The organism is Albimonas donghaensis (assembly GCF_900106695.1).
GTDB lineage: Bacteria > Pseudomonadota > Alphaproteobacteria > Rhodobacterales > Rhodobacteraceae > Albimonas > Albimonas donghaensis.
The window spans coordinates 12,765-34,823 of sequence record NZ_FNMZ01000008.1 but is presented as its reverse complement, the minus strand read 5'-3'; the positions used below and the strand labels follow the sequence as shown (position 1 = coordinate 34,823).

15 protein-coding genes are annotated in these 22,059 nt (G+C 72.4%); 4 read left to right on the top strand and 11 right to left on the bottom strand.

Going from position 1 to position 22,059, the window contains the following annotated elements; genetic code table 11:
- Nucleotides 1-7 precede the first annotated feature (7 nt).
- From BLV24_RS17185 to BLV24_RS17150, 8 genes are all read right to left on the bottom strand, one after another.
- Entirely contained in the window at nt 8-2,461 is a 2,454-nt protein-coding gene (locus BLV24_RS17185; protein ID WP_245710632.1) for a fatty acid cis/trans isomerase, read from the bottom strand.
- 281 nt (nt 2,462-2,742) lie between these two features.
- On the bottom strand, nt 2,743-3,264 hold the full coding sequence (locus tag BLV24_RS17180) for a nucleoside deaminase (protein ID WP_092684081.1): 522 nt from the start codon (nt 3,262-3,264) through the stop codon (nt 2,743-2,745).
- Between the two features lie 185 nt (nt 3,265-3,449).
- Nucleotides 3,450-3,845 (bottom strand): (R)-mandelonitrile lyase, encoded by a 396-nt coding sequence (locus tag BLV24_RS17175; RefSeq protein ID WP_092684079.1) that lies wholly within the window; start codon nt 3,843-3,845, stop codon nt 3,450-3,452.
- Nucleotides 3,846-4,164: 319 nt separating this feature from the next.
- Nucleotides 4,165-6,441 (bottom strand): xanthine dehydrogenase family protein molybdopterin-binding subunit, encoded by a 2,277-nt coding sequence (locus BLV24_RS17170; RefSeq protein ID WP_092684077.1) that lies wholly within the window; start codon nt 6,439-6,441, stop codon nt 4,165-4,167.
- Nucleotides 6,442-6,455: 14 nt separating this feature from the next.
- Nucleotides 6,456-6,905, bottom strand: a complete 450-nt coding sequence (locus BLV24_RS17165) for a (2Fe-2S)-binding protein (RefSeq protein ID WP_092684075.1) — start codon at nt 6,903-6,905, stop codon at nt 6,456-6,458.
- 267 nt (nt 6,906-7,172) lie between these two features.
- Nucleotides 7,173-7,955, bottom strand: a complete 783-nt coding sequence (locus BLV24_RS17160) for an SDR family NAD(P)-dependent oxidoreductase (protein ID WP_176954795.1) — start codon at nt 7,953-7,955, stop codon at nt 7,173-7,175.
- Nucleotides 7,956-8,028: 73 nt separating this feature from the next.
- Nucleotides 8,029-8,952, bottom strand: a complete 924-nt coding sequence (locus BLV24_RS17155) for an SMP-30/gluconolactonase/LRE family protein (RefSeq protein WP_092684071.1) — start codon at nt 8,950-8,952, stop codon at nt 8,029-8,031.
- 30 nt (nt 8,953-8,982) lie between these two features.
- Entirely contained in the window at nt 8,983-12,339 is a 3,357-nt protein-coding gene (locus BLV24_RS17150; protein ID WP_218133459.1) for an acetyl-CoA carboxylase family protein, read from the bottom strand.
- A gap of 244 nt (nt 12,340-12,583) precedes the next feature.
- On the opposite strand from BLV24_RS17150, the gene BLV24_RS17145 reads away from it, so the two are divergent.
- Complete coding sequence (locus BLV24_RS17145) at nt 12,584-13,267, top strand: TetR/AcrR family transcriptional regulator (RefSeq protein WP_092684069.1); 684 nt, start codon at nt 12,584-12,586, stop codon at nt 13,265-13,267.
- Nucleotides 13,268-13,313: 46 nt separating this feature from the next.
- Here the strand turns inward: BLV24_RS17145 and BLV24_RS17140 are convergent, their stop codons facing one another.
- Nucleotides 13,314-14,408 carry a phosphotransferase family protein gene (locus BLV24_RS17140; RefSeq protein WP_092684067.1) on the bottom strand — a complete coding sequence of 365 codons (1,095 nt, stop codon included), beginning with the start codon at nt 14,406-14,408 and terminating at the stop codon, nt 13,314-13,316.
- A 370-nt stretch (nt 14,409-14,778) separates the two neighbouring features.
- Between BLV24_RS17140 and BLV24_RS17135 the strand changes: the two genes are divergently transcribed.
- The 3 genes from BLV24_RS17135 to BLV24_RS17125 all read left to right on the top strand — a co-directional run bounded on the left by BLV24_RS17135 (nt 14,779) and on the right by BLV24_RS17125 (nt 17,786).
- Nucleotides 14,779-16,077, top strand: coding sequence for a 3-hydroxyacyl-CoA dehydrogenase (locus BLV24_RS17135; protein ID WP_092684065.1), 1,299 nt, complete (start codon nt 14,779-14,781; stop codon nt 16,075-16,077).
- A gap of 121 nt (nt 16,078-16,198) precedes the next feature.
- A complete protein-coding gene (locus tag BLV24_RS17130) occupies nt 16,199-16,978 on the top strand; it encodes an SDR family NAD(P)-dependent oxidoreductase (RefSeq protein WP_092684063.1) in 780 nt (259 codons plus the stop codon).
- A 28-nt stretch (nt 16,979-17,006) separates the two neighbouring features.
- On the top strand, nt 17,007-17,786 hold the full coding sequence (locus BLV24_RS17125; protein WP_092684061.1) for an SDR family oxidoreductase: 780 nt from the start codon (nt 17,007-17,009) through the stop codon (nt 17,784-17,786).
- Nucleotides 17,787-17,859: 73 nt separating this feature from the next.
- Here the strand turns inward: BLV24_RS17125 and BLV24_RS17120 are convergent, their stop codons facing one another.
- Together BLV24_RS17120 and BLV24_RS17115 are read right to left on the bottom strand one after the other, a co-directional pair.
- Nucleotides 17,860-20,196 (bottom strand): CaiB/BaiF CoA-transferase family protein, encoded by a 2,337-nt coding sequence (locus tag BLV24_RS17120; RefSeq protein WP_092684059.1) that lies wholly within the window; start codon nt 20,194-20,196, stop codon nt 17,860-17,862.
- A gap of 290 nt (nt 20,197-20,486) precedes the next feature.
- Entirely contained in the window at nt 20,487-21,776 is a 1,290-nt protein-coding gene (locus BLV24_RS17115) for an acyl-CoA dehydrogenase family protein (protein WP_092684311.1), read from the bottom strand.
- Between the last annotated feature and the right edge of the window lie 283 nt (nt 21,777-22,059).

The following is a 22,059-nucleotide window of genomic DNA, read 5'->3' as shown; positions in this document are numbered from 1 at the left end:
GCGCGGCTCAGTCGATCAGGGCGGCGGGTTTCGGGTCCAGATAGCGGTTGAGGTCCAGCAGCCCGGCCTGGAGCGGATCGCGCCGCAGCATGTCGTCGGTGAGGGCGTCGGCGACCGCCCAGAACCTTTCCGACATGCGGCGGACGCCGTGGCGGGCGACGACCTCCAGCCAGTCGGCCTCGCTCCGCATGGCGGAGAGCTCGGCGACGAAGCCGCCCAGATCCGCGGCGTCGACCTCGAAGAACAGGTTGGGATAGCTTCCCACCTGGCCCGCGATGATCGTCAGCCGGTCGCGCTCCGGTTCCCGGCGCAGGGTCTCGGCAAGCATCAGGCCGACATTCGTATGGGCCTTGTCGTGGAACAGGGTGAAGACCCGCGCCCCGTCAGGCGCGTCGGGCGCGCCGGGAGCGCTGGGCGCCCCGGTAACCCGCAGCACCGACAGGTCGGGCAGCCAGCGCACCCAGTCCCCGCCCTCGCCGGCGATGCGGGCCAGCGCCCGCTCGACCTCCGGCAGGCCGGCGCAGGCCGCGCCCTGGCAACGGTTCAGCGGATCGCCGCGGCGGGCGGCGGGCGCCCCGGCCTCGTCCCGCGCTTCCCCCCGCGTCTCCCCCCTGGCCTCGATTCGCGCCAGAAGCTCGTCCTTGGGGGCGTCCGTGGCGTAGCGCACCGCGGTGGGGAGGCGTTCGGCGGGCCGCCGCTCGCGCCCCGAGGCGTGCAGGTCCGAGAGCGGGCCGCGATACCACTCCGCATGGATCCCGCGCCGCGCGTCCGCCGGCATGAAGGCGAGGAACAGGTTCTCCGCCTCCCGCCGCAGGTGGTCCATGTAGAGCCGGGTGGTCAGCTGCGTCTCGACCGAGCCGAAGACGTCGTAGCCCGTCACCAGGTCGTAGACGATGCGCTCGAAGGTCGGGTAGTCGAGCACCCAGGCGGTCTCGGGCGGGGTCCCCACGAAGCCGGGCAGGACCGAGGCGTTGTCGTGATTGCGGAACACGGTCAGCCGCTCGGTCGGAGGGCCGTCGCGCCCGCCGGCGCCGGCGCCGTCCCAGATGTCGCCCAGCCCGAAACCTCCGGCATGCGCGGGGCTGGCTTCGTAGCGGGCGTCGCGGAAGGCGAGCCATTCGGCATGACCGTTCAGCAGCAGCGGCTGCAGGCGCAGGAAGTTCGGCGCGTCGTTGGCCGCGGCGGGCACGGTGAGCAGCGGCGCCCCCTCCGCCAGAAAGCCCGGATCGGCGACCGAAAGGTCGGCTTCGGGCGCGAGGAAGGTCACCCAGAAGCGGTCCTCGATCACGTCGGTCGCCACCTGTCCGCGACAGACCGGCCCGCGGATGAAGCTGCGCACGAAGAACAGCGCGTCGTCGAGCAGGAAGCGGTAGCGCGCCTCGGCCGGGATCGCGGCGAAGGTGACGAAAGGGGCGCCGCCGGCCTTCGCCCCCCAGCCCGGCGCCGGGCCGGCCTGCCAGTCGGGGGCGAGGAACAGGGCGCGCAGGCGGTCCATGCGCCCGGGCCCGATCTCGTAGACCAGGTGGTCCTTGTGGGTGATCGCCTCGGCGATGGGGACGATGCGGTAGAAGAAGGCCGGGCCGGGGTCGTCATAGGGGCGGCGGGTGGCGATCGGGCGCGGCGGCTCGCCCGGCGGGGTCGAGGACCGGATCAGCCGGAAGAAGCGGTCGGGCGCGTCGCCCTCCAGATGCAGATGGGCGAGGAACAGGTGCTCGAACACATAGCGCGCCACCAGCCGGGCGCGCGGGTCGGGGGCGTTGAGGAACGTCTCCCAGTCCGCGATGCGCCGTGCGGCGGCGGCGGGCGGGACGGCCCCGGCGCGCGGGGGCAGGGGATCGCCGGCCAGCGACCAGGCGCCCAGCGCGGCGAACTCGTCCTCGGGCAGGGGCGCGGTGGCGAAGGGCATGCCGGCCCAGGGCCTGTCCTCGGCGTAGCGGGCGAAGGTCTCGGGCGTCGGGCAGACCTGGGCGCGGTCGCGGCCGATCTCCGCCGTGTCCGGCAGGGGCGCGTTCATCGCGAAGGGCCGCGCCCGCCCCAGCGCCAGCATCCGCGCCATGAGAGAGGAGGCGGGGTCCCCGGCCTCGGCCCGCGCCAGCACCGAATGGAAGCCGAGCGCCCGCCAGCCGGCCTCGTCCGTCGCGTCGACGCCCAGCCGGGTGGGGGGCGCGTCGCGCAGCCGCTCGGTGTCGTAGACGTCTTCGGAGGAGGCGCCGCGGACCAGCCCCTCGGCCGAGGCGAGCTTCAGCTGGCAGGGCGCGTCGTAGCAGCCATGGCAGACCACGCAGCGGCGGTCGACGATGCGCTGGACGGTCTGCGGGTCGGGGCGGGACATGGCCTCGGCCGGCAGCATCGCGGCCAGGTCGGGCGGCGGGGGCGGCGGGTCGGAGGCCGGCAGGCGGAGGCCGCCGTCGGGAGAGCAGGCGACGAGCGCGAGGGTGGACAGGGCCAGCAGGATCCGCATTCGCGCCGCTCCGCATATGGGTCTCAACGGCCGGCATCATCGACCGCGGCCCGGCGGAAAAGCAAGGCGCGGCGGGGGCGGGGCGGGGGCGGGGGCAGGGGCGGGGGCGGGGCCAGCCCTGCGGGTTCGGCCATATCGGCCTGCCGGAGGGCGAAATCGCAGGTCTGGTCAAGGCGCGGCGAACGAAGGCGATCAGGTCGAGCGCGCGCCTTGAGGCGTCGCCCCCCTCCCCCCTTGAGGCGCCGCCCCCCCTCCCCCCCCCGGCGATCCGGGGCTCGCCCTCAACCCTTGGCGCGTTCGGCCGCCCAGCGTTCGAGGATGTCCAGCGCGCCGGTCACCGGCGACTGGAACCCGCCCGGGCCCTCGCCCGCGGGACGCCCGGCCATCGCGCGCAGCTTCGCCGCGTTCTTGGTCGGGCGGATGGAGGGCGGGATGGCGGAGAGCACCGCGTTGGCCTCTCCCAGCCCCAGCGCGAAGCCGATCCGCTCGATCCCCGCGATCCCGGCGGCGGCGACGCAGAGCGGGCAGGGCTCGCAGCTCGAATACAGCGCGCAATCCGACAGGTCGAGCCGGCCGAGATTGCGGCAGGCGTCGCGGATCGCCTCCGTCTCCCCGTGCGAGGTCGGGTCCATGTTGGCGCGGGAGTGGTTCAGCCCGCGGCCCACGACCTCGCCGTCGCGCACGACCAGCGCGCCGAAGGGCTCGGTCCCCGGTCGATCCAGCGCGGTGGCGGAGAGGGCGACGGCCTCCGCGATCCAGTCGGCTTCCGTTTTCGGGGCGGCGTCGGGCGTGGCGTCGGTCATTCGGCATCTCCAGCGGTTGGGGCGGCGAGGCGGGCGGGGCGGCGAGGCGGGCGGGCGCGGCGCCTACCGGCATTCGAGAAACGGGCGGCGACGGGGCTGACGATCCGCGGGATCGCCCGCGGGCGCGCAGGGCGAGCGAACGCCGGAAAGCGCGGGCCGCAGTCCGATGCGGGTTCGCGGGGGGCTCAGGCGCCGTAATCGGCGTCCGAGACCTGCTCCAGCCAGGTGACGGCGGCGCCGTCGAGGCTCTCCTGGATCGCGATATGGCTCATCGCGGTGTCGGGAGAGGCGCCGTGCCAGTGCTTTTCCCCGGCGGGGAACCAGACCACGTCGCCCTGCCGGATCTCCTCGACCGGGCCGCCCTCGCGCTGGACCCGGCCGCGGCCGAAAGTGACGATCAGGGTCTGGCCGGCGGGATGGGTGTGCCAGGCGGTGCGGGCGCCGGGCTCGAAGGTGACATGGGCGCCGCCGGCGCGGCCCGGCTCCTCGGCCTGGAACAGGCGGTCGACGCGCACGGTTCCGGTGAAATAGTCGGCCGGGCCGGGGGCGGAGGGCGTGTCGCCCGCGCGGGTGATTTTCATGGGGGGTCCTTTCAGGGCGCCGGCGCCTCGGGTCGGGCGTCGGCGGGGTCGGGCTGGGCGCGCGCCGGGCGCGCCGACATCGGCGCCGAGCATGGCGCCGGCCGGGGCCCGCGTCAGCCCGCAATCTTCGACATGACACGGGAACACGCCGCGGGGACATGACACGGGGGGACATGACACGGCGGGACATGACACGGCGGGACATGACACGGCGGGACATGACACGGCGGGACATGACACGGCGGGACATGACACGGGGCGCGTCGGAGAACGCGCCCCGTCCGGGTTTCGCCATCGAGGTCCCGCTTCCGGGCGATGGTCAGCCCTGCGACGTGAAATCCACGTTGATGAGCGGCGTCGCGCGCGCCCGCACCCCGGTCAGCGTCGCCGCGGCGTTGGCCACCGCGCCGCCGACGCCGGGCAGGCCGGGCTCTCCGATCCCGCCCATGGGGGCGCCGCTCTCCACGATCGCCACCTCGACCGCCGGCATCATGTCCCGGCTCAGGATCTGGTACATGTCGAAGTTGCGGGCCAGCGGCTCGCCCCCCTCGTAGACCACTTCCTCAAGCAGGGTCTGGCTCAGTCCCAGCGCCACCGCGCCGCGAACCTGCGCCTCGATGGTCGAGGGGTTCACCGCCGAGCCCGGGTCGATCGCCACCCAGATCCGGTGCGCCCGCACCTGGCCCGCGTCGAGCGAGACCTCGGCGATGGTCGCGACTTCCGAGCCGAAGGGCGAGGCCATGGCCAGCCCGCGGGCCCGCGTGGTCCCCTCCATCTCGTAGGGGCCGGGGCGCCAGCCGCCCGACAGGGTCTCCACCGCGTCGAGCAGGGCGATCAGGCGCGGATTGTCGGCCAGAAGCGCCCGGCGCAGGGCCATCGGGTCCTTGCCCCCGGCGAGGGCGAGCTCATCGAGGAAGCTCTCGTAGAAATAGTCGTGCATCGAATGCCCGACCGAACGCCAGTAGCCGATGGCCGCCGGGTTCGCGACGAAACGCTGCCCGACCCGCACGTTGGGGATGGCGTAGGGCTTGCCCGTCACGCCCTCCACCGCCGAGCCGTCCTTGCCCGGAGGCGCGCCCCACCAGCGGCCCGTCGGCCCCTCGCCCACCAGGTCCGCGGCCAGCGCCACCGGCATCCCGTCCGCATCCAGCGCGGCGCGGAACTTGGCGTGGCCGACCGGGCGCATGGCGTCGCGCAGGAACTCCTCCTCCCGCGTCCACAGCACCTTCACCGGCCGGCCCGTGGCCCGGGCCAGCGTCACCGCCTGCGGCCAGGGGTTGGAATCGGCATAGGGGAAATGGCGCCCGAAGAAGCCGCCCAGCCCCGGCGAGACCACCGTGATCTTTTCCGGCGCCAGCCCGGTCATGGCGGCGGCGGCGGCCTGGAACATCTCGGGCGCCTGGTTGGGCATGTTCAGCTCCAGCCCGCCATCGGCGTCGAAGCTGGCGATGGCCGAGGGCGGCTCAAGCTGGCCGTGGACCAGCATCGGGGCGGTGTAAGTGGCCTCGATCACCGTCCCGGCCCCGGCCAGGGCGCCGAGGGCGTCGCCTTTCGCCTCCGCCTCGGCGCTTTCGCCATCCGCGGCGTCCAGCGCCTGACGGAAGGCGGCGGAGGAGAAATCCGCGGGCATCGGGCGTTCGGCCTCGCCCTCGGTCCAGGAGATCTCCAGCGCCTCGACCGCGCGGCGGGCGAGATACCAGCGCTCCGCGCAGACCGCGACGGCGTCGGGCAGGAGATGGACCGAATGCACGCCGCGCATGGCCTCGACCTCGGCCTGGTTGGCCGGCGCCTCGGGCGCCATGCCGCGCCGCGGGGCGTGGCGCACGGCGGCGTGGAGCATGTCGGGCACGGTCGAGTCGATGCCGTAGCGGGCCTTGCCGGTGGACTTGTCGCGCAGGTCCATGCGCGGAACCCGCGCGCCGATATAGCGGAACCCGTCCTGCTTGAGCGTCACGTCGGCGGGAACCTCGCCCAGGGATGCGGCCCCGGCAAGTTCGCCATAGGGCAGGGCGCGGCCGGAGGCCTCGTGCGCCACTTCGCCGGGGCGGGTGGTCAGTTCCCCCGCCGGCACGCCGAGTTTTTCGGCGGCGGCGTCGATCAGCATGGACCGGGCGGCGGCGCCCAGACGGCGCATGGTCATGTGGCCGCCGCGGACCGAGCTGCTGCCCCCGGTCATGCGCATGCCGCCGAGGATCTGGTAGTCGGTCCCGGCGGGGGCGGTGACCACCTCCATCGCGGCGATGTCGAGGTCGAGCTCCTCCGCCACCAGCTGCGCCATGGCGGTGTGGATGCCCTGGCCGCCCTCCACGAAGGGGGAGCGCAGTTCGACCGTGCCGTCGGGCCGGATGTCGAGGAAAGCCGAGAGCGAGGCCCCCGGCGCGGCCCCGGCGGCGTCCTGCGCGCGCGACGCGCGGGGCGCCAGCGCCACCGCCAGCGTCAGGCCGGCGGCGCCCATGAACAGGCGGCGCGAGAGCTTGACCGGGGCGCCGGCGGCGGCCTCGATCCGGGCGGTTTCGGCGGCGGCGAGCCGGGACAGGTCGGACGTCCGGGCCGCGGGAAAGGGCGTGTCGGGGGTCGGGCGGGCGTGATCGTGCATGGCGGGCTCCTCCCTCAGGCTTTCGACGTCAGGTCGGCGAGCGCCGCGTCGATGGCGTTGTAGGTCCCGCAGCGGCAGAGATTGGAGATCGCGTAGGCCGCGTCCTCGGCGGTGGCCCGGGGGTTTTCCCTGAGCATCGCCACGGTCGCCATCACCTGGCCGGACTGGCAGTAGCCGCACTGGGCGACCTCGTGCTTCACCCAGGCCTCGACCACGCGGGCGCCGACCGGATCGGTCTCGATCGCCTCGATGGTGGTGATCTCGGCGCTTTCCAGCCCGTCGACCGGGGTGACGCAGGATCGCGTCGCGACCCCGTCGATCATCACCGTGCAGGCGCCGCACATGCCGATGCCGCAGCCGTATTTCGTGCCTTGCAGCTCCAGCTCCTCGCGAATGGCCCAGAGCAGGGGGGTGTCGGGCTCGATGTCGAGGTCGCGGGTCTCTCCGTTGACGGTCAGCTTCATCTGGGGGCTCCTTCCTGCGGGCCCCGTCGGGACGGTCCGGCTCGAAGGCGCGGGCGCGGGGCTTCTTGTGCGTGGCTGGCGCGGTCCCGGAGCGTGAGCCGGGGCCGAAGGCTGGCTGCGGCGGCGCAAGAGGCGGCGCGGCTCAACCGAAAGGATAACACGGCCGCGCCGGATAACCACCCGCCGCGGCGGATCGTGATCGGCCCGGCGCGACGCCCCCGGCGGGGCTCGGCGGGGGCGGGCGGGCGCGGGCGGGCGCGGGCGGGGTCAGACGAAGACCATGCCCCCGTCGAGCGCGATGGACTGGCCGGTCATCCCGTCGGACTCCGCCGCCGCCAGATAGACCGCGAGCGGCGCCACGTCGTCGGCCCCCATGAAGCGGCCCAGCGCGGCGCGCTTCAGCGCGGCGTCGCGGATCGCCTCGGGCGTGGTTCCGGCGGCTTTGGCATGGGCGGGCAGGAAGGCGTCGCCCATGTCGGTGGTCACGATGCCGGGGCAGATGGCGTTCACCCGCACGCCCTTCGGGCCCATCTCCACCGCCAGGCAGCGGGTCAGCCCCACCACCGCGTGCTTGGAGGCGTTGTAGGCCGCCTGATTGGCCGAGGCCCATTTGCCCGCGGTCGAGGCGATGTTGACGATCTTGCCGTAGCCCGCCGCGATCATGCCGGGCAGCGCCGCCTGCATCAGGTGGAAGGGGCCGTCCACGTTGACCGTGAAGGTGCGGGAGAAGTCTTCGGGCGTCTGGTCGAGGAACCCGCTGGGGATATGCACGCCCGCGCTGTTCACCAGGATGTCGAGCCCGCCCAGCGCGGTCTCGGCTTTCGCGACCAGCGCGAAACAGGCGGCGCGGTCGGTCACGTCGCAGACCATCGCCTCGACCCGACCGCCATGGGGGGCGACGGCGGCGCGGGCTTCCTCCAGTTTCGCGGGATTGGTGGCGGCGAGGACCACGTCCGCGCCCTCGGCCGCATAGGCCTCGGCGATGGCCAGTCCGATGCCGCGGCTGCCGCCGGTGATCAGCGCCCTGCGCCCCGCAAGCCTGTCGCCCATGCCCTGACCTCCTGTCATGCAACCGCCCCCGACCCTGCGACGGCTCGGGGGCGGGCGCAACGGGGGGGACGGCTCAGGCGTTGAAGTTCAGCCTCAGCCCCGGCTTCGCCCAGCGGGTCTTCACCAGCCGCCCCGAGGCCGAACAGGTGATCCACGCATCCCGCATGTCCGCGCCGCCGAAGCAGATGTTGGTGATGTAGGGGTCGTGGGGGTCGAACGGGACCGGGATGAACTCGACCTCGCCCGTGTCCGCGTCGACGATGCTGATCCCGCCGCGCATCAGGGTGGCGACGCAGACCGCCCCGTCCGCCTGGACCGCGAGACTGTCGAGCAGCTGGTAATCCGGCAGCGTCGCCAGCAGGCGGCCCGGCCGGAAGCCCTCGGGCGGGGCCAGCACGCCGGGGGAGGTGATGTCGAAGGACCACACGCGGGAGGTCCGGGTCTCCGCCACATGCAGGACCTTGCCGTCCGGCGACAGCCCGCAGCCATTGGCGGTGATCAGCGGGAAGCGCTGGCGGCTGATGGCGGAGCCGTCGGCCTTGGCGTGGTAGACCGCGCCGTGGTGCATGGTCTCGGCCATGGTCTTGCCGAGATCGGTGAACCACATGCCGCCCTGCGCATCGAAGACGATGTCGTTGGGCCCGCGCAGGGGGATGCCGTCGCATTCGGTGTAGAGCGTCTCCACCGCCCCGGTCGCCAGGTCCACCGCCTGGATGGAGCCGGAGGCGTAGTCGTCCGGCGTGCCGGCGGGGACCTTGATCCCCCCGCGCTCGGCCCACACGAAGCCGCCGTTGTTGCAGACATAGACCCGGCCGTCCGGACCGATGGCGGCGCCGTTCGGCCCTCCGCCCAGCTCCGCCACGATCTCCTTGCTCCCGTCCGGGCGCACCCGGGTGAGGGCGCCGCGCCGGATCTCCACCAGCACGACCGAGCCGTCATCCATGGCCACCGGCCCCTCGGGGAACTCCAGCCCCTCGGTCACGATCTCGAAGTTCATTGTCACCCTCTTCCTTGTTCGGCGCCCAGCTTACCAGGTGTCCACGAAGGGCCGCTTGCGTCCGGAGAGCGGCGGGCGCAGGCGGACCGAGCCGAGGCCCGAAAGCACCCAGGCCCGAGTCTCCGCCGGGTCGATCACCGCGTCGATCTCCAGCGTCGAGGCGACGCGGATGGCCTTGCCCTGCTGGTAATATTCGTCGAGCAGCCGGTCATAGAGCGCCTTCTTCTCCACCGGGTCCTCGACCGCGTCCAGTTCGCGCCGATAGCCCAGCGTCACCGCGCCCTCCAGCCCCATGGGGCCGAATTCGCCGGTGGGCCAGGAGACGGTGAAGAAGTTGTCGTAGGTCCCGCCCCCGACCATGCCCTGCGCGCCGAGCCCGTAACACTTGCGCAGCACCACGGCGAAGAGGGGCACCGAGATGGACCGCGCCGTGACGAACATCCGGCAGACATGGCGCACCAGTCCGGTCCGCTCCGCCTCCGGCCCGACCATGAAGCCGGGCGTGTCGCACAGCGAGATCAGCGGGATGTCGAAGGCGTCGCAGAGCTGCATGAAGCGGCTGGCCTTGTCCGCCGCCGGCCCGTCGATGGCGCCGCCGATATGGCGGGGATTGTTGGCCATGATCCCGAAGGGCTTGCCCTCGATCCGGATGAAGGCGGTGACGATGCCGATGCCGAATTCGCGGCGCAGCTCCAGCACCGAGCCCTCGTCGGCGATCGACTCCACCACGTCCTGCGGGGAATAGACCCGCAGGCGGTTCTCGGGGATGACGTGGCGGGCGCGGCGCGGATCGGGGGCGGTCCAGTCCGTGATCGGGCCCTGGAAATAGGAGAGGTATTTCTTCGCGACCTCGCAGGCCTCTTCCTCGTCCTTCACGCGGATGTCGACGACGCCGTTGGCGCACTGGTCGTCGATCGGCCCGATCTCCTCTGGTTTGTAGATGCCCAGGCCCCCGCCCTCGATCATGGCGGGGCCGGCCATGCCGATATTGGAGGACTCGTCCGCGATGATCACGTCGCAGCAGCCCAGCAGGGCGGCGTTGCCCGCGAAGCAGCGGCCCGAGACGATGCCCACCACCGGCACCTGTCCCGACAGTTCCGCGAACTTGGAGAAGGTGCCGTTGGAGATGCCGGCATAGGTGGCGCGCTCGGTGTCGCCGGGGCGCCCGCCGCCGCCTTCGGCGAAGAACACCAGCGGCAGGTTCCACTCCTTGGCGGTGGAGCAGATGCGGTCCAGCCGGCGGTGGTGGCGCTGGCCCTGGGTGCCGGCCAGCACCATGTAGTCGCCCACCGCGAAGGCGCAGCGCGTCAGCTCCGGGCCGAACTGCGCGCCGTTCACATGGCCGATGCCGGTCAGCATCCCGTCGCCGGTGGTGTTCGCGATCAGATCCTCTTCCGAGCGGCGCTGGCGCTGGGCGGCGATGGCGAATTCGCCGAACTCCCGGAACGTGCCCGGATCGCAGACCGAGGCGAGGTTCTCCCGCGCCGTGCGATGGCCGCGGCCATGGCGCTTGGCGACGGCCTCGGGGCGGTTTTCGTCCTGTCCGAAGGCCCGGCGGGCGGTGACTTCGGCCAGGTCGGGGCGGATGCGGTCGAGGTCGATCTCGGCCTCCGCGGCGGCGCCGGCGGCGGCGCCGGGATCGGGCTCGATGGCCAGCAGGGGCTCGGCGTCCATCAGGGTCTGGCCGGGCGCGCCGAAGATGGCGCGCACCACCCCGCCGACGGGGGCGGAGACGACATGCTCCATCTTCATCGCTTCGAGGATGGCGAGCTGCTGACCCGCGGCCACGACATCGCCGGGCGAGACCGACAGCGTGACCACAGTCGCCTGCATCGGCGCGGGCACGGGGACCGCGCCCTCGGGGATGGCCGCGGCGGCGGCGGCGGCCTGGGGCCCGCCGATCTCGGCGCCGGGCAGGGCGGCGGGGGCGAAGGCGGCGGCGGCGTCGAACAACGCCCTGGCCTCGGCCTCGATGAAGGTGGTGGTGACGGAGGCCGCGGCGACCTCCGGCCGGGCGAGCAGGGCGCGCAGCCAGGGCAGGTTGGTGTCCACCCCCTCGATCCGGAATTCGGACAAGGCCCGTTCGGCGCGGGCCAGCGCCGCGGTCCAGCCGCCGGCGCGCGCATGGACGATCACCTTGGCGAGCAGGCTGTCATAGTGCGGCGAGGTCCGGTAGCCGGCATAGGCGAAGCCGTCCACCCGCACCCCGGCGCCCGAAGGCGGCTCATAGACCGCGACCCGGCCACCGGCGGGCAGGGCCTGCGCGGTCTCGTCCATCCGCTCCATGTTCACGCGAAGCTGCACGGCGCAGCCCTCCGGCGCGCGGGGGCCGTCGGCGAGGCCCATGCCGGCGAGCGTCTCGCCGCCGGCGATGCGGAGCTGGCGGGCCACGAGGTCGTCGCCGTGGATCTCCTCCGTCACCGTGTGCTCGACCTGGATGCGGGGGTTGGCCTCGATGAAGAAGACGTCCTCGCCTTCGGTCGGCTCCGCCGCCACCAGGAATTCGAACGTGCCCAGGCTGCGATAGTCGGCCGAACGCGCCAGCCTCAGCGCATGGGCGCAGAGGCGGGCGCGCTGGTCCTCGGTGATCGAGGGGGAGGGCGCGATCTCCACCACCTTCTGGTGACGGCGCTGAAGCGTGCATTCCCGCTCGCCGTAATGGATGCAGGCGCCGGTGCCGTCGCCGAGCACCTGGACTTCGAGATGCCGGGCTGCGGGCAGGAACCGCTCCACATAGACGTCGGCGCGCCCGAAAGCGGCCTCGGCCTCGGAGCGGCAGCGGGTCCAGGCGTCCTCGACCTCCGTCTCGGCGCGGACCACGCGCATGCCGCGCCCGCCGCCGCCGGCGACGGCCTTGACCAGCATGGCGGCGCCGGGGGGGAGGGCGGCGAAGAAGGCGCGGGCCTCGTCGAGGCTGGCGCTTCCCGCATTGGCGAGATCGCCGCCGGCGAGGATCGGCACGCCCAGTTCCGCGGCGCGCCTGCGGGCGGCGAGCTTGTCGCCCAGCAGCGCCAGCGCGGCGGGGGTGGGGCCGACGAAGGTCATGCCGGCGGCTTCGACGGCGGCGGCGAACTCGGCGTTCTCCGACAGGAAGCCGTAGCCGGGATGCACCGCGTCGGCGCCGGCGCGGCGGGCGGCCTCGACCACCTCCGCCACGTCCAGATAGGCCCGCGCGCCGCGGCCGGGCAGGGTTTCGCGCGTCGGAGCGCGGAGCATGTGCAGGCTTTCCGCGTCATCCTGCGGCCCGATGGCGATGGGCGTGACGCCCAGATCGAGCGCCGTGCGCGCGATGCGCAGCGCGATCTCGCCGCGATTGGCGATCAGCAGGCGGCGGGGCGGGGCGAAGGCGGGGCCGGTTCCCGCGGCCATCTGCGCGGCGTCGCTCATAGGGCGAGCGCCGGGCTGGGGAACTCGCGCCCGACGGGCGTCGAACGGTTGACACAGGGCGCATGCATGGCGCTTCTCCTCCCAAGAGATCCTCGCGCGGTTCCGGACTTGCGCCGGATGATACGCGGGCTGACATTCGTCAGGATTTGGGATACCGTAGGGGCGGCTCGCGGATCGGTCAACCGGCCGCGGGCGTGTCGGGCGTCATGCCGGGCGCGGCGATGCAGACAAGGGGAGCGGATCATTGGCCAGGGGACAGGGCGACGGCGAGACACCCGATCCGGCGGCGGCGACGCTGTCGGAAGCCGAGCTGACGGTCGTGCAGAACGAATCCCTCATCCACCGACGGCGGGAGCAGATCTGCCAGGCGGCGCTGGAGCTGTTCCTTGAGAAGGGCTTCGCCTCGACCACGATTCGCGACATCTGCGCGAAGTCCGGGGTCAACCAGGCCAGCATCTACGACTACATCGCCAACAAGAACGATATCCTGCGCCGGCTGCTGAACCAGCTGTGGTTCAACCCCGACGTGCCGACCCTGCCCGAGATGCTGCGCGCCGCGCCCGAGGCCGGGTTCGAGGAGGTGCTGCGCCGCTACCTGCGCGAGGCGTGGGAGAAGAAGCGCAAGGGCACGCTGCTGGTCTACCGCTCGGTCCCCCACATGTTGGAGGAGGACCGCCGCGCCATGCGGGTGCGCGACAAGGCGCTGCTCGCGGACCTGTCGGGGGAGCTGGCGGAGCGCGTGGGCCTGCCCGAGCGCGATCCGCGCACCGAGGTCATGGCCAACATGATCATCTTCATGACCGCCTTCGGCCCGATGCGGGACTGGCTGACCCGCGACGTGGAGGACGAGGTGATGCTCGACGTCGTCGCCGCGGGCGTCGCCGCGATGGTGGCCCGGCTGGCCGAAAGCGCGGGCGAGGACGGCTGACGGACGGCGCGCGCCCCCGCCCCGGCGCGCGCCGTCTCCCGGGTTCTTAGCCGGCGTCGAATTCCTGCGCGATCGCGGCGCCGCATTCGGCGATGCGCCGCGCGCGATAGCCGAACGCCACCGGGTCGGCCGAGGCCGAGGACACGTTGCCCATCGCCGCCCGCGCCGCCACGCCCTGGATGATCGCGGCCGAGCGGAAGCAGGCGAAGGCGAGGAACAGCGGCCATTCCGGAATGCCCGCGCGGCCGGACCGCGCGCAGTAGCGGGCCACCATCTCCGCCTCCGAGGGCAGGCCCGCCGCCGCCATGTCGGCCCCGCCGGGCAGGTCCTTCGGCGTGCGCCAGGGCAGGCACAGATAGGCGAGGTCGGCCAGCGGATGGCCCAGCGTCGCCAGCTCCCAGTCCAGCACGCCGATGATCCGCGGCTCGGTCGGGTGGACCACCATGTTGCCCAGCCGGAAATCGCCGTGGACGATCGAGGTCTCGTCCGCCGCGGCGGGCGCGCGCTCCATCAGCCAGTCGCGCAGCCAGTCGAAGCGGGCGTAGTCGAAATCCGCGGGCAGGGCGGACTTGGCGCCTTCGTATTGCGTGGCCCAGCGGGCGGTCTGGCGGCCGAGATAGCCTTCGGGCCGGCCGAAATCCGCCAGCCCCACGGCCGTCTGATCCACCCCATGCAGGTCGGCCAGCGTGTCGATCAGCGCGTGGGCCAGCGCCGGGCGGTCGGCGCGGGCCACCGGGTCCATGGCGGGGGGCGGGATGATGCGGCCCGCAAGATGCGCCATGACGTAGAACTCGGCGCCGATCACGTCCGGATCGTCGCAATAGGCGACCATGCGCGGCGCCGGGACCGGCGTGTCGCGCAGGGCGTCCATCACCCGGTATTCGCGGTCCACCGCATGGGCGCGGGGCAGCAGCTTTCCGGGGGGTTTCTTGCGCAGCACATAGCGCGTCCCGTCCGGCAGGGTCAGCAGGAAGGTGGGGTTCGACATCCCGCCCTGGAACTGGCGCACCTCCAGCCCCGCGGCGCCGTCCGGCAGGCGCGGGTCCAGCCAGGCCTGCAGCGCGGCCTCGTCGAAGCGGTGGACGGGCAGCGGCTCGATCACCACGGGCGTGTCGGTGATGGCGTAGGGCGAACCGCTCATGCGGCCCCTCCCCGGCGGCGCGGCGCCGCGGCGGTCATGGTCATCGGTCGTTCCTCCCTTGCGGCCCGGACCGGACCGCGACCCGCCGCCGGCGTCTGAGGCGCGCCGGGCTTGCGGACGTCGTGCTGACGCTCGTCGTGCTGACGAATGTCAGGACGGACGGTAGCCACGCCCGCCGGTTGCGTCAATCGCTCGCGCCGGGGGCCTCGCCGCTCGCGCCGCTCGCCTCCGATCCGCGCAAGCGTCTTGCCCGTGACCTGTGCTTGACGTAGGGCTGACAACTGTCAGTACGGGAGGAGCCCGCGACGGGAGCCGAAGGAGGATCCACCTCCGCGCCCCGCCCGGGCCACGCGACATTCGGAGAGGTTCGATGACCGCCAGCGCAGAACAAACCGCCGCCTATATCGCCGAGGCCGGCCGCATGGCCTGGGTGGCCCCCGGCCTGGCCGATGACCAGTCCCTGCGCCCGATCCGCTCGGTCGGGATCATCGGGGCGGGCACCATGGGCGGCGGCATCGCCATGAACTTCGCCACCGCCGGCATCCCCGTCACCATCGTCGAGCAGAAGCAGGAGGCGCTGGACCGCGGCCTCAAGGTGGTGCGGACCAACTACCAGCGCTCCGCCGATCGCGGCCGTTTCCCGCCCGAGGAGGTCGACGCCCGCATGGACCGCTTCACCGGGGCGCTCGGGCTCGAGGCGCTGGGCGAGGTGGATCTGGTGATCGAGGCGGTGTTCGAGGATCTCGAACTGAAGAAGACCATCTTCAAGGACCTCGACCGGATCTGCAAACCCGGCGCGATCCTGGCCACCAACACGTCGGGCCTGGACATCGACGCCATCGCGGCCGTCACCTCGCGCCCCGGCGACGTCATCGGGCTGCACTTCTTCTCCCCCGCCAACGTCATGAAACTGCTGGAGATCGTGCGCGCGGACGAGACCTCGGACGAGGTCGTGGCCACGTCCATGGAACTGGCGAAGAAGATCAACAAGGTCGCCGCCCTGGTCGGCGTCTGCCCCGGCTTCGTGGGCAACCGCATCCTGCGCGCCCGCCAGGTGCAGGCCAACAAGCTGGTCTGGAAGGGCGTCATGCCCTGGGACGTGGACGCGGCGCTGAACGCGTTCGGGTTCAAGATGGGGCCCTACCAGATGTCGGACCTCGCGGGGCTCGATATCGGCTGGTCCAAGGGCGCGACCACCGCCAACCCGATCCGCGACGCGCTGTGCGAGATGGACCGCCGCGGGCAGAAGACCGGCGCCGGCTATTACGACTATGACGAGGCCCGCAAGGGCAGCCCCTCCGACGTCACCGCCAAGGTGATCGCCGAGGTCACCGGGGCCGAGCCGTCCTCCATGTCCCGCGACGAGATCACCGAGACCTGCATCTTCCCGATGATCAACGAGGCGGTGAAGATCCTGGAGGACAACAAGGCCCAGCGGCCGTCCGACATCGATGTGATCTGGCTGTCGGGCTACGGCTGGCCCTCCGACAAGGGCGGCCCGATCTGGTACGGCGACATGGTCGGCCCCAAGGCGGTGCTGGCCCGGATGGAGAAGCTGGGCGCCGACGATCCCGATTTCGCCCCGGCCGAGACCCTGAAGAAGCTGGCCGCCGAGGGCGGGCGCTTCGTGGATCTCGACCTCGGCGGGCTGAAGACCGGCGGCAAGTGATCGCCTGAAGACACGGGGAGGGGGCGCGCCGTCCCCTCCCGGCTCCCCGACGACCCCTCCCCGCCGCACGGGGAGCGACCGCGAAACGCGGCGGGTCGCGGGCCATATGGGAGGAATGCTCATGGTCGACACGACCCTTTTCGATCTCACCGGCAAGACCGCGCTGCTGACCGGCGCCTCCAAGGGCATGGGCCGGGCGATGGCGCACGCGCTCGCCGCCCATGGCGCGACGGTGGTGATCAGCTCGCGCAAGCAGGACCAGCTCGACGCCGCGGCGGCCGAGATCAACGCCGATATCGGCGCCGACCGGGTTCATGCGGTGGCCGCGAACGCCGGCCGGCACGCGGAGCTTGAGGCGCTGGTCGCGAAGACGCGGGAGCTTTCCGGCCCGGTGGACATCGTGGTCGGCAACGCCGGGGTGAACATCCACTACGGCAAGATCTCCGAGATCCCCGACGTGGCCTATGAGAAGACCATGGCCACCAACGTGCAGTCCAACCTGTGGCTGGCGCGGCTGGTGGTGGGCGACATGATCGCGCGCGGGGGGGGCTCGATGATGTTCACCTCCTCCGTGGGGGCGTTCAAGCCGTCCTCGACGCTGGGGCTCTACGGCATCTCCAAGCTGGCGCTGATCGGGCTGGTGCGGAACCTGGCGGATGAATTCGGGCCGCAGGGCGTGCGCGCCAACGCCATCTGTCCGGGCCTGATCCGCACCGACTTCGCCAAGGCCCTGTGGGACAACCCGGAGGCCGAGGCCCGCGCCAATTCCCAGATCCCCCTGCGCCGGCTGGGCCAGGCGGACGATTTCGGCGGCGTGGCGGTGTTCCTCGCCTCGGACGCCAGCAAATACATGACCGGGCAGGCGCTGACCGTCTGCGGCGGCACCAACATGTGGGCCTGAAGGCCCCGCGACACGGGAGGAGACCGTCATGGACGTGAAAGACAGGATCGTCGTGGTCACCGGCGCGGCCGGAGGCATCGGGCGGGCGCTGGCGCAGCGTTTCGCGCAGGCGGGGGCGAAAACCGTCGTCTGCGTGGATCTCGACGAGCTGGGCGCGAAGCAGACCGCGGCCGAGGTCGGGGGCGTGGGCCTGCGGCTCGACGTGGCCGACGAGGCCGCGACCGGCGCCCTGATCGAGAAGGTGGAGACCGAGATCGGCCCCATCGACCTCTATTGCTGCAATGCCGGCATCTCCATGCGCGGCGGCCCGGAAGTGGAGGATGCCGCCTGGCAGAAGATCTGGGAGATCAACGTGATGGCCCATATTTGGGCCGCGCGTCACCTGGCGCCGCGGATGATCGCGCGGGGCGGGGGCTATTTCCTCAACACCGCCTCGGCGGCGGGTCTGCTGAGCCAGGTCGGCTCGGCCCCCTACGCCGTGACCAAACATGCCGCGGTGGCCTTCGCGGAATGGATCTCGCTGACCTATGGGGATCAGGGGATCAAGGTCTCGGTCCTGTGCCCGCAGGCGGTGAACACCAACATGATCAAGGGCAAGGAGGACGGGGTCGCCGCGGTCAACGGTCTGATCGAGCCCGAGCCGGTGGCGGAGGCCTGCCTCAAGGCGATCGAGGCGGAGACGTTCCTCGTGCTCCCGCATCCGGAGGTGCTGGAATACATGCGCCGCAAGACCGCGGATTACGACCGCTGGCTGGGCGGGATGCGCAAGCTGAACCGGCGATTCAACCCGCTGGCCAGGGCCGGCTGAGCCGACATCGCCGACCTGCGCGCCGCCCGCCGCCGGAGCTCCCGGCGGCGGGCGGTCGCGTTTCGGGCGGGGCTCAGCCTCCGGCGGCCGGCTCGGGGGTCCTGGCCGGCGCGGCGCTGCGCAGGGCGGTGGGACGCAGGCTGATGACGCCGCTGGCGGTCAGCGCATCGTAGTCGCCCGGATCGCGGCCCAGCACGCGGGTCAGCACATCCTGCGTGTCGGCCCCCAGCAGGGGCGCGGGTCCGCGCAGCCGGGTCCGCGCTCCGTCCACCGTCCAGGACAGCGCGAACTGCCGCTGCGGCGCGACATGGGCGCGGAGCACGTCCACATAGGTCCCGCAGGCGTCGAGATGCGGGTCCTCGATCACCTGCTCGGGCTTCAGAACCGGCGCCGCGACCACGCCGGCGGCTTGCAGGGCGACGGCCATCGCCTCGGCCTCCCGCCCGGCGGAGGCCGCCGCAATCGCCGCGTCGATCTCCGCCGTTGCCCGGCGGCGCGCGGCGAAATCGGGATGCGCCTCGGCCAGGTCCGGGCGCCCGATGGCCTTCGCCAGCGCCCGCCATGCGGCGTCGTCGGGCGCGGCGATGGCGATCCAGGCGTCCTCGCCGGCGGCCGGATAGATCCCGTGCGGCGCCATCGCGGCATGACGCATGCCGGGCCTCGGCGGCTCCCGCCCGGTGACCGAGCGCGACAGCACCGCCGGCGCGGTGAAGGGCAGCAGGCATTCGCACTGGCTGACATTCATCCACTGGCCCAGGCCCGTGCGCTTGCGATGGATCAGCGCCGCCAGGAGGCAGGCCGCCCCGTGAATGCCCCCGACCGGGTCGCCATAGGCGATATGGCCCATGGTCGGCGGCCCGTCCGGCGCGCCGCGGAAGCTCGGCAGGCCCGAGCCCTGTTCAAGGGTCGAGCCATAGGCCCGCGTGTCGGACCACAGGTTGCCGGACCCGAAGGCCGACATCGACAGCATCACCAGATCCTCGCGCCCGGCGCTCAGCTGCTCCCAGCCCATGCCCAGCCGCGGCATGACCCCGGCGGCGTGGTTCTCCACCACCGCGTCGGAGGCCGCGACCAGCGCCCGGGCCAGGGCCTTGCCCTCTTCCGTCGTCAGGTCGAAGGAGACGCTGGCCTTGTTGCGGTTCACCGCGGAGAAGCGGCGCGAGGTCTCGTATTGCGCGGCGGCGATGGAGTCCGCGTCCCACAGCGTGCCGCGCCACCAGTCGGGATAGCGTCCGGCCTCGATCTTGATGACCTCGGCCCCGAGATCCGCGAGGATCCTCGTGGCCAGCGGCCCCGCCCAGCCCATGGAGAAATCCGCGATCCGCAGGCCCGAGAGCGGCGCCAGAGGGTCCGCGGCGCCCTGCGGCGGGGTTCCCGTTCCCGGCCCGCCCGGCGCCTCGACCCGCAAGGGAGAGGCCGGGCCGGTCGCGTCCTCGCGCCCGTCGATCCTGGCGAACGTGCCGCGCGTGGCGAAGACCGGATGGCTCAGCAGGCCGCCGGCGTCGGGCACCACCACGCAGGGGACTTTCAGCTCGCGGCCCAGCGCGGCCCAGTCCTCGGCGGACCTGCCGGGAAGCACGGCGTCGATGGCGGCCTCGATCTCGTCCGAATGCTCGGACCGGGTGTGGATCGTCGCCATGCGCGGGTCGGTGGCCAGGTCGGGGCGTTCCAGCATCTCGCACAGGCCCGCCCATTGCGCGGCGGTGATGCAGGTCACGCCCAGCCAGCCGGTCTTGCAGCGGTGGATCGAGACCGGGCAGGTCGGGTGGAAGCGGTTGACCCCGTTGCGCGGGCAGGGGCGGTCGAGCGACTGGGCGTCGTTGATCTGAAGATCCGAGAGCACCAGGCAGGATTCGAGGATCGAGACCTCGCAAAGCCTGTGCGTCCGCCCGGCGTAGAGCGCGGCGAGCCCCGCCGTGGCGGCCGCCACCCCGCCGATCATCGCCGCCTGAAGGTCGCCGAGCGGCAGGGGCGGGCCGTCCTCCGGGCCGCAGGGGTGGATCATGCCGGTCAGCGCCTGGACGGCGAGATCCGCGCCCCGCCAGGCCCCGCGGGGGCCGCGGGGGCCGAACCAGCTCAGGTCCAGCGTGGCGTGACGCGGGCGGGCGTTGATCGGCGCGCGGGGGGCGTCCTCGCCCAGGATCAGCAGGTCGGAAGCGGCGACGGCCTCATCGAGCCCGGCCGCGTCCAGCGACCGTTTGCCTTGCGAGAGCCAGGCGTGGAGCAGGCCTTCGGTTTCCGGGGCGTCCGGGTCCTCGCGCCGTCGGCGCAGCGGGTCGCCGCCTTCGGGCTCCAGCCGCGCCACGTCGGCGCCGAGCGCGGCCAGCAGCCGTCCCGTCCAGGCGCCGCCGACGCCGCCGGCGATCTCGGTCGCGCGATACCCCGCGAGCGGTCCGGTCGCGTCCGTCATGTCGTCACCTTTCCGGCCCGCGCGCCGCGGCGTTCCCGCAAGGCGCCGGCCCTCCCATTCGTCGTTGCATGCCTTTCCGGTCGCCTGTCGCTTGCGTCCGGCGGGCGCTTTTCGCGCAGGGGCATGGTGCTCTGACGGTTGTCAGGACGCAAGGACAATAAGGGTTGCGTAGGACGTCGCGCTTTTCGCGCTCCCGGCGCCGAGGCCCGCCGGCGCCCGCCGACGCGGCCCGAAACGCGAACGGGGCGCCCGGTGGGGCGCCCCGTCGTCTCATTCGCCGGAGGCCGAAATCACGGCCCGTCGAACATCCGCGAGCCGCGGTTGGTGGCGTCGGCCATCGCCGCCTGGCGGTCGTTGGAGTTCCGGAAGTCCTTGACCTCGGCGCGCGCGACCACCGCGTGATGCACCTCGTCCGGGCCGTCGGCCAGGCGCAGGGTGCGCTGCTTGGTGTACATCCCCGACAGCGGCGACCACTGCGACACGCCGGTGGCGCCGTGGACCTGCATGGCGTCGTCGATGATCTTGCACGCCTTCTCGGGCACCATGGCCTTGACCATCGACACCCAGACGCGGGCCTCCTTGTTGCCCAGCACGTCCATGGCCTTGGCGGCCTTGAGCACCATCAGGCGGCAGGCCTCGATCTCGATGCGCGAACGGGAGATGGTCTCCATGTTCTTGCCCAGGTCGATGATCTTCTTGCCGAAGGCCTCGCGGGACAGACCGCGGGCGATCATCAGGTCGAGCGCCTTCTCGGCGGCCCCGATCGAGCGCATGCAGTGATGGATGCGGCCCGGGCCGAGGCGAAGCTGCGAGATCTCGAAGCCGCGGCCCTCGCCCCAGAGCATGTTGCTCTCCGGCACGCGGACGTCCTTGAAGCGGATCTGCATGTGGCCGTGGGGCGCGTCGTCATGGCCGAACACGCACATCGGGCCGACGATCTCGACGCCGGGGGTGTCGATGGGCACCAGGATCTGGGACTGCTGGCGGAACGGCTCGGCGTCGGGCGAGGTCTTGACCATGGTGATCATGATCTTGCAGCGCGGGTCGCCGGCGCCGGAGATGTAATACTTCTCGCCGTTGATCACCCACTCGCCGTTCTCCAGCACCGCGCGGGTGCCGACATTGCGGGCGTCCGAGGAGGCGACGTCGGGCTCGGTCATCGCGAAGGCCGAGCGGATCTCGCCGGCCAGCAGGGGCTTGAGCCACTGCTCTTTCTGCTCGGGGGTGCCGACCCGCTCCAGCACTTCCATGTTGCCGGTGTCGGGGGCGGAGCAGTTCATCGACTGCGAGGCCAGCGGGTTCTTGCCCAGCTCGGCGGCGATGAAGGCGTAGTCGAGGTTGGACAGGCCCTCGCCGGTTTCGGCGTTGGGCAGGAAGAAGTTCCACAGGCCGGCTTCCTTGGCCTTGTTCTTCAGACCCTCGAGGATCTCGAGCTGGCCTTCGCCATAACCCCAGCGCTCGGCGCGGTTGGCGCCCAGGCGCTCGTATTCCTCCAGCGCCGGGTCGCAATTGTCACGGATATGCTTGACCACGGCGTCGAGAAGCGGCTTGGCCTTCTCGGACATCGTCAGGTTGTTCATTTCGTCATGCGGCGACATCGTCATGTGCGGTCCTTCCAGGGTGAACGGCGGGGCGCCCGCGTGGGGGCGGCGAAGGTCGAATTCGGCTTGGACCGGAAGGCGCAGGGGGAACGGCGGCTCGGCCGGCCGGCGCGCGCCGTCATGGCGGCGCGCGCGGCGGAGATGGTCGGACCTTGCAGGCCGAACCCGAGCGACATTCCCAATCCTCCCGATCACGCGGCGTCGTTGGGTGCGCCGCGCTTGACCTGACTGTTGTCAGGATTGTTAAGCCCAAGCGGCCCTC

Excerpts from the sequence above, each read along its gene's own strand:
- BLV24_RS17170 (WP_092684077.1), bottom strand. The coding sequence starts at position 6,441 with ATGCACGATCACGCCCGCCCGACCCCCGACACGCCCTTTCCCGCGGCC.
- BLV24_RS17185 (WP_245710632.1), bottom strand. The coding sequence starts at position 2,461 with ATGCGGATCCTGCTGGCCCTGTCCACCCTCGCGCTCGTCGCCTGCTCT.
- BLV24_RS17180 (WP_092684081.1), bottom strand. The coding sequence starts at position 3,264 with ATGACCGACGCCACGCCCGACGCCGCCCCGAAAACGGAAGCCGACTGG.
- BLV24_RS17115 (WP_092684311.1), bottom strand. The coding sequence starts at position 21,776 with ATGAACAACCTGACGATGTCCGAGAAGGCCAAGCCGCTTCTCGACGCC.
- BLV24_RS17135 (WP_092684065.1), top strand. The coding sequence starts at position 14,779 with ATGACCGCCAGCGCAGAACAAACCGCCGCCTATATCGCCGAGGCCGGC.
- BLV24_RS17175 (WP_092684079.1), bottom strand. The coding sequence starts at position 3,845 with ATGAAAATCACCCGCGCGGGCGACACGCCCTCCGCCCCCGGCCCGGCC.
- BLV24_RS17120 (WP_092684059.1), bottom strand. The coding sequence starts at position 20,196 with ATGACGGACGCGACCGGACCGCTCGCGGGGTATCGCGCGACCGAGATC.
- BLV24_RS17155 (WP_092684071.1), bottom strand. The coding sequence starts at position 8,952 with ATGAACTTCGAGATCGTGACCGAGGGGCTGGAGTTCCCCGAGGGGCCG.
- BLV24_RS17140 (WP_092684067.1), bottom strand. The coding sequence starts at position 14,408 with ATGAGCGGTTCGCCCTACGCCATCACCGACACGCCCGTGGTGATCGAG.
- BLV24_RS17130 (WP_092684063.1), top strand. The coding sequence starts at position 16,199 with ATGGTCGACACGACCCTTTTCGATCTCACCGGCAAGACCGCGCTGCTG.
- BLV24_RS17160 (WP_176954795.1), bottom strand. The coding sequence starts at position 7,955 with ATGGGCGACAGGCTTGCGGGGCGCAGGGCGCTGATCACCGGCGGCAGC.
- BLV24_RS17165 (WP_092684075.1), bottom strand. The coding sequence starts at position 6,905 with ATGAAGCTGACCGTCAACGGAGAGACCCGCGACCTCGACATCGAGCCC.
- BLV24_RS17125 (WP_092684061.1), top strand. The coding sequence starts at position 17,007 with ATGGACGTGAAAGACAGGATCGTCGTGGTCACCGGCGCGGCCGGAGGC.
- BLV24_RS17150 (WP_218133459.1), bottom strand. The coding sequence starts at position 12,339 with ATGAGCGACGCCGCGCAGATGGCCGCGGGAACCGGCCCCGCCTTCGCC.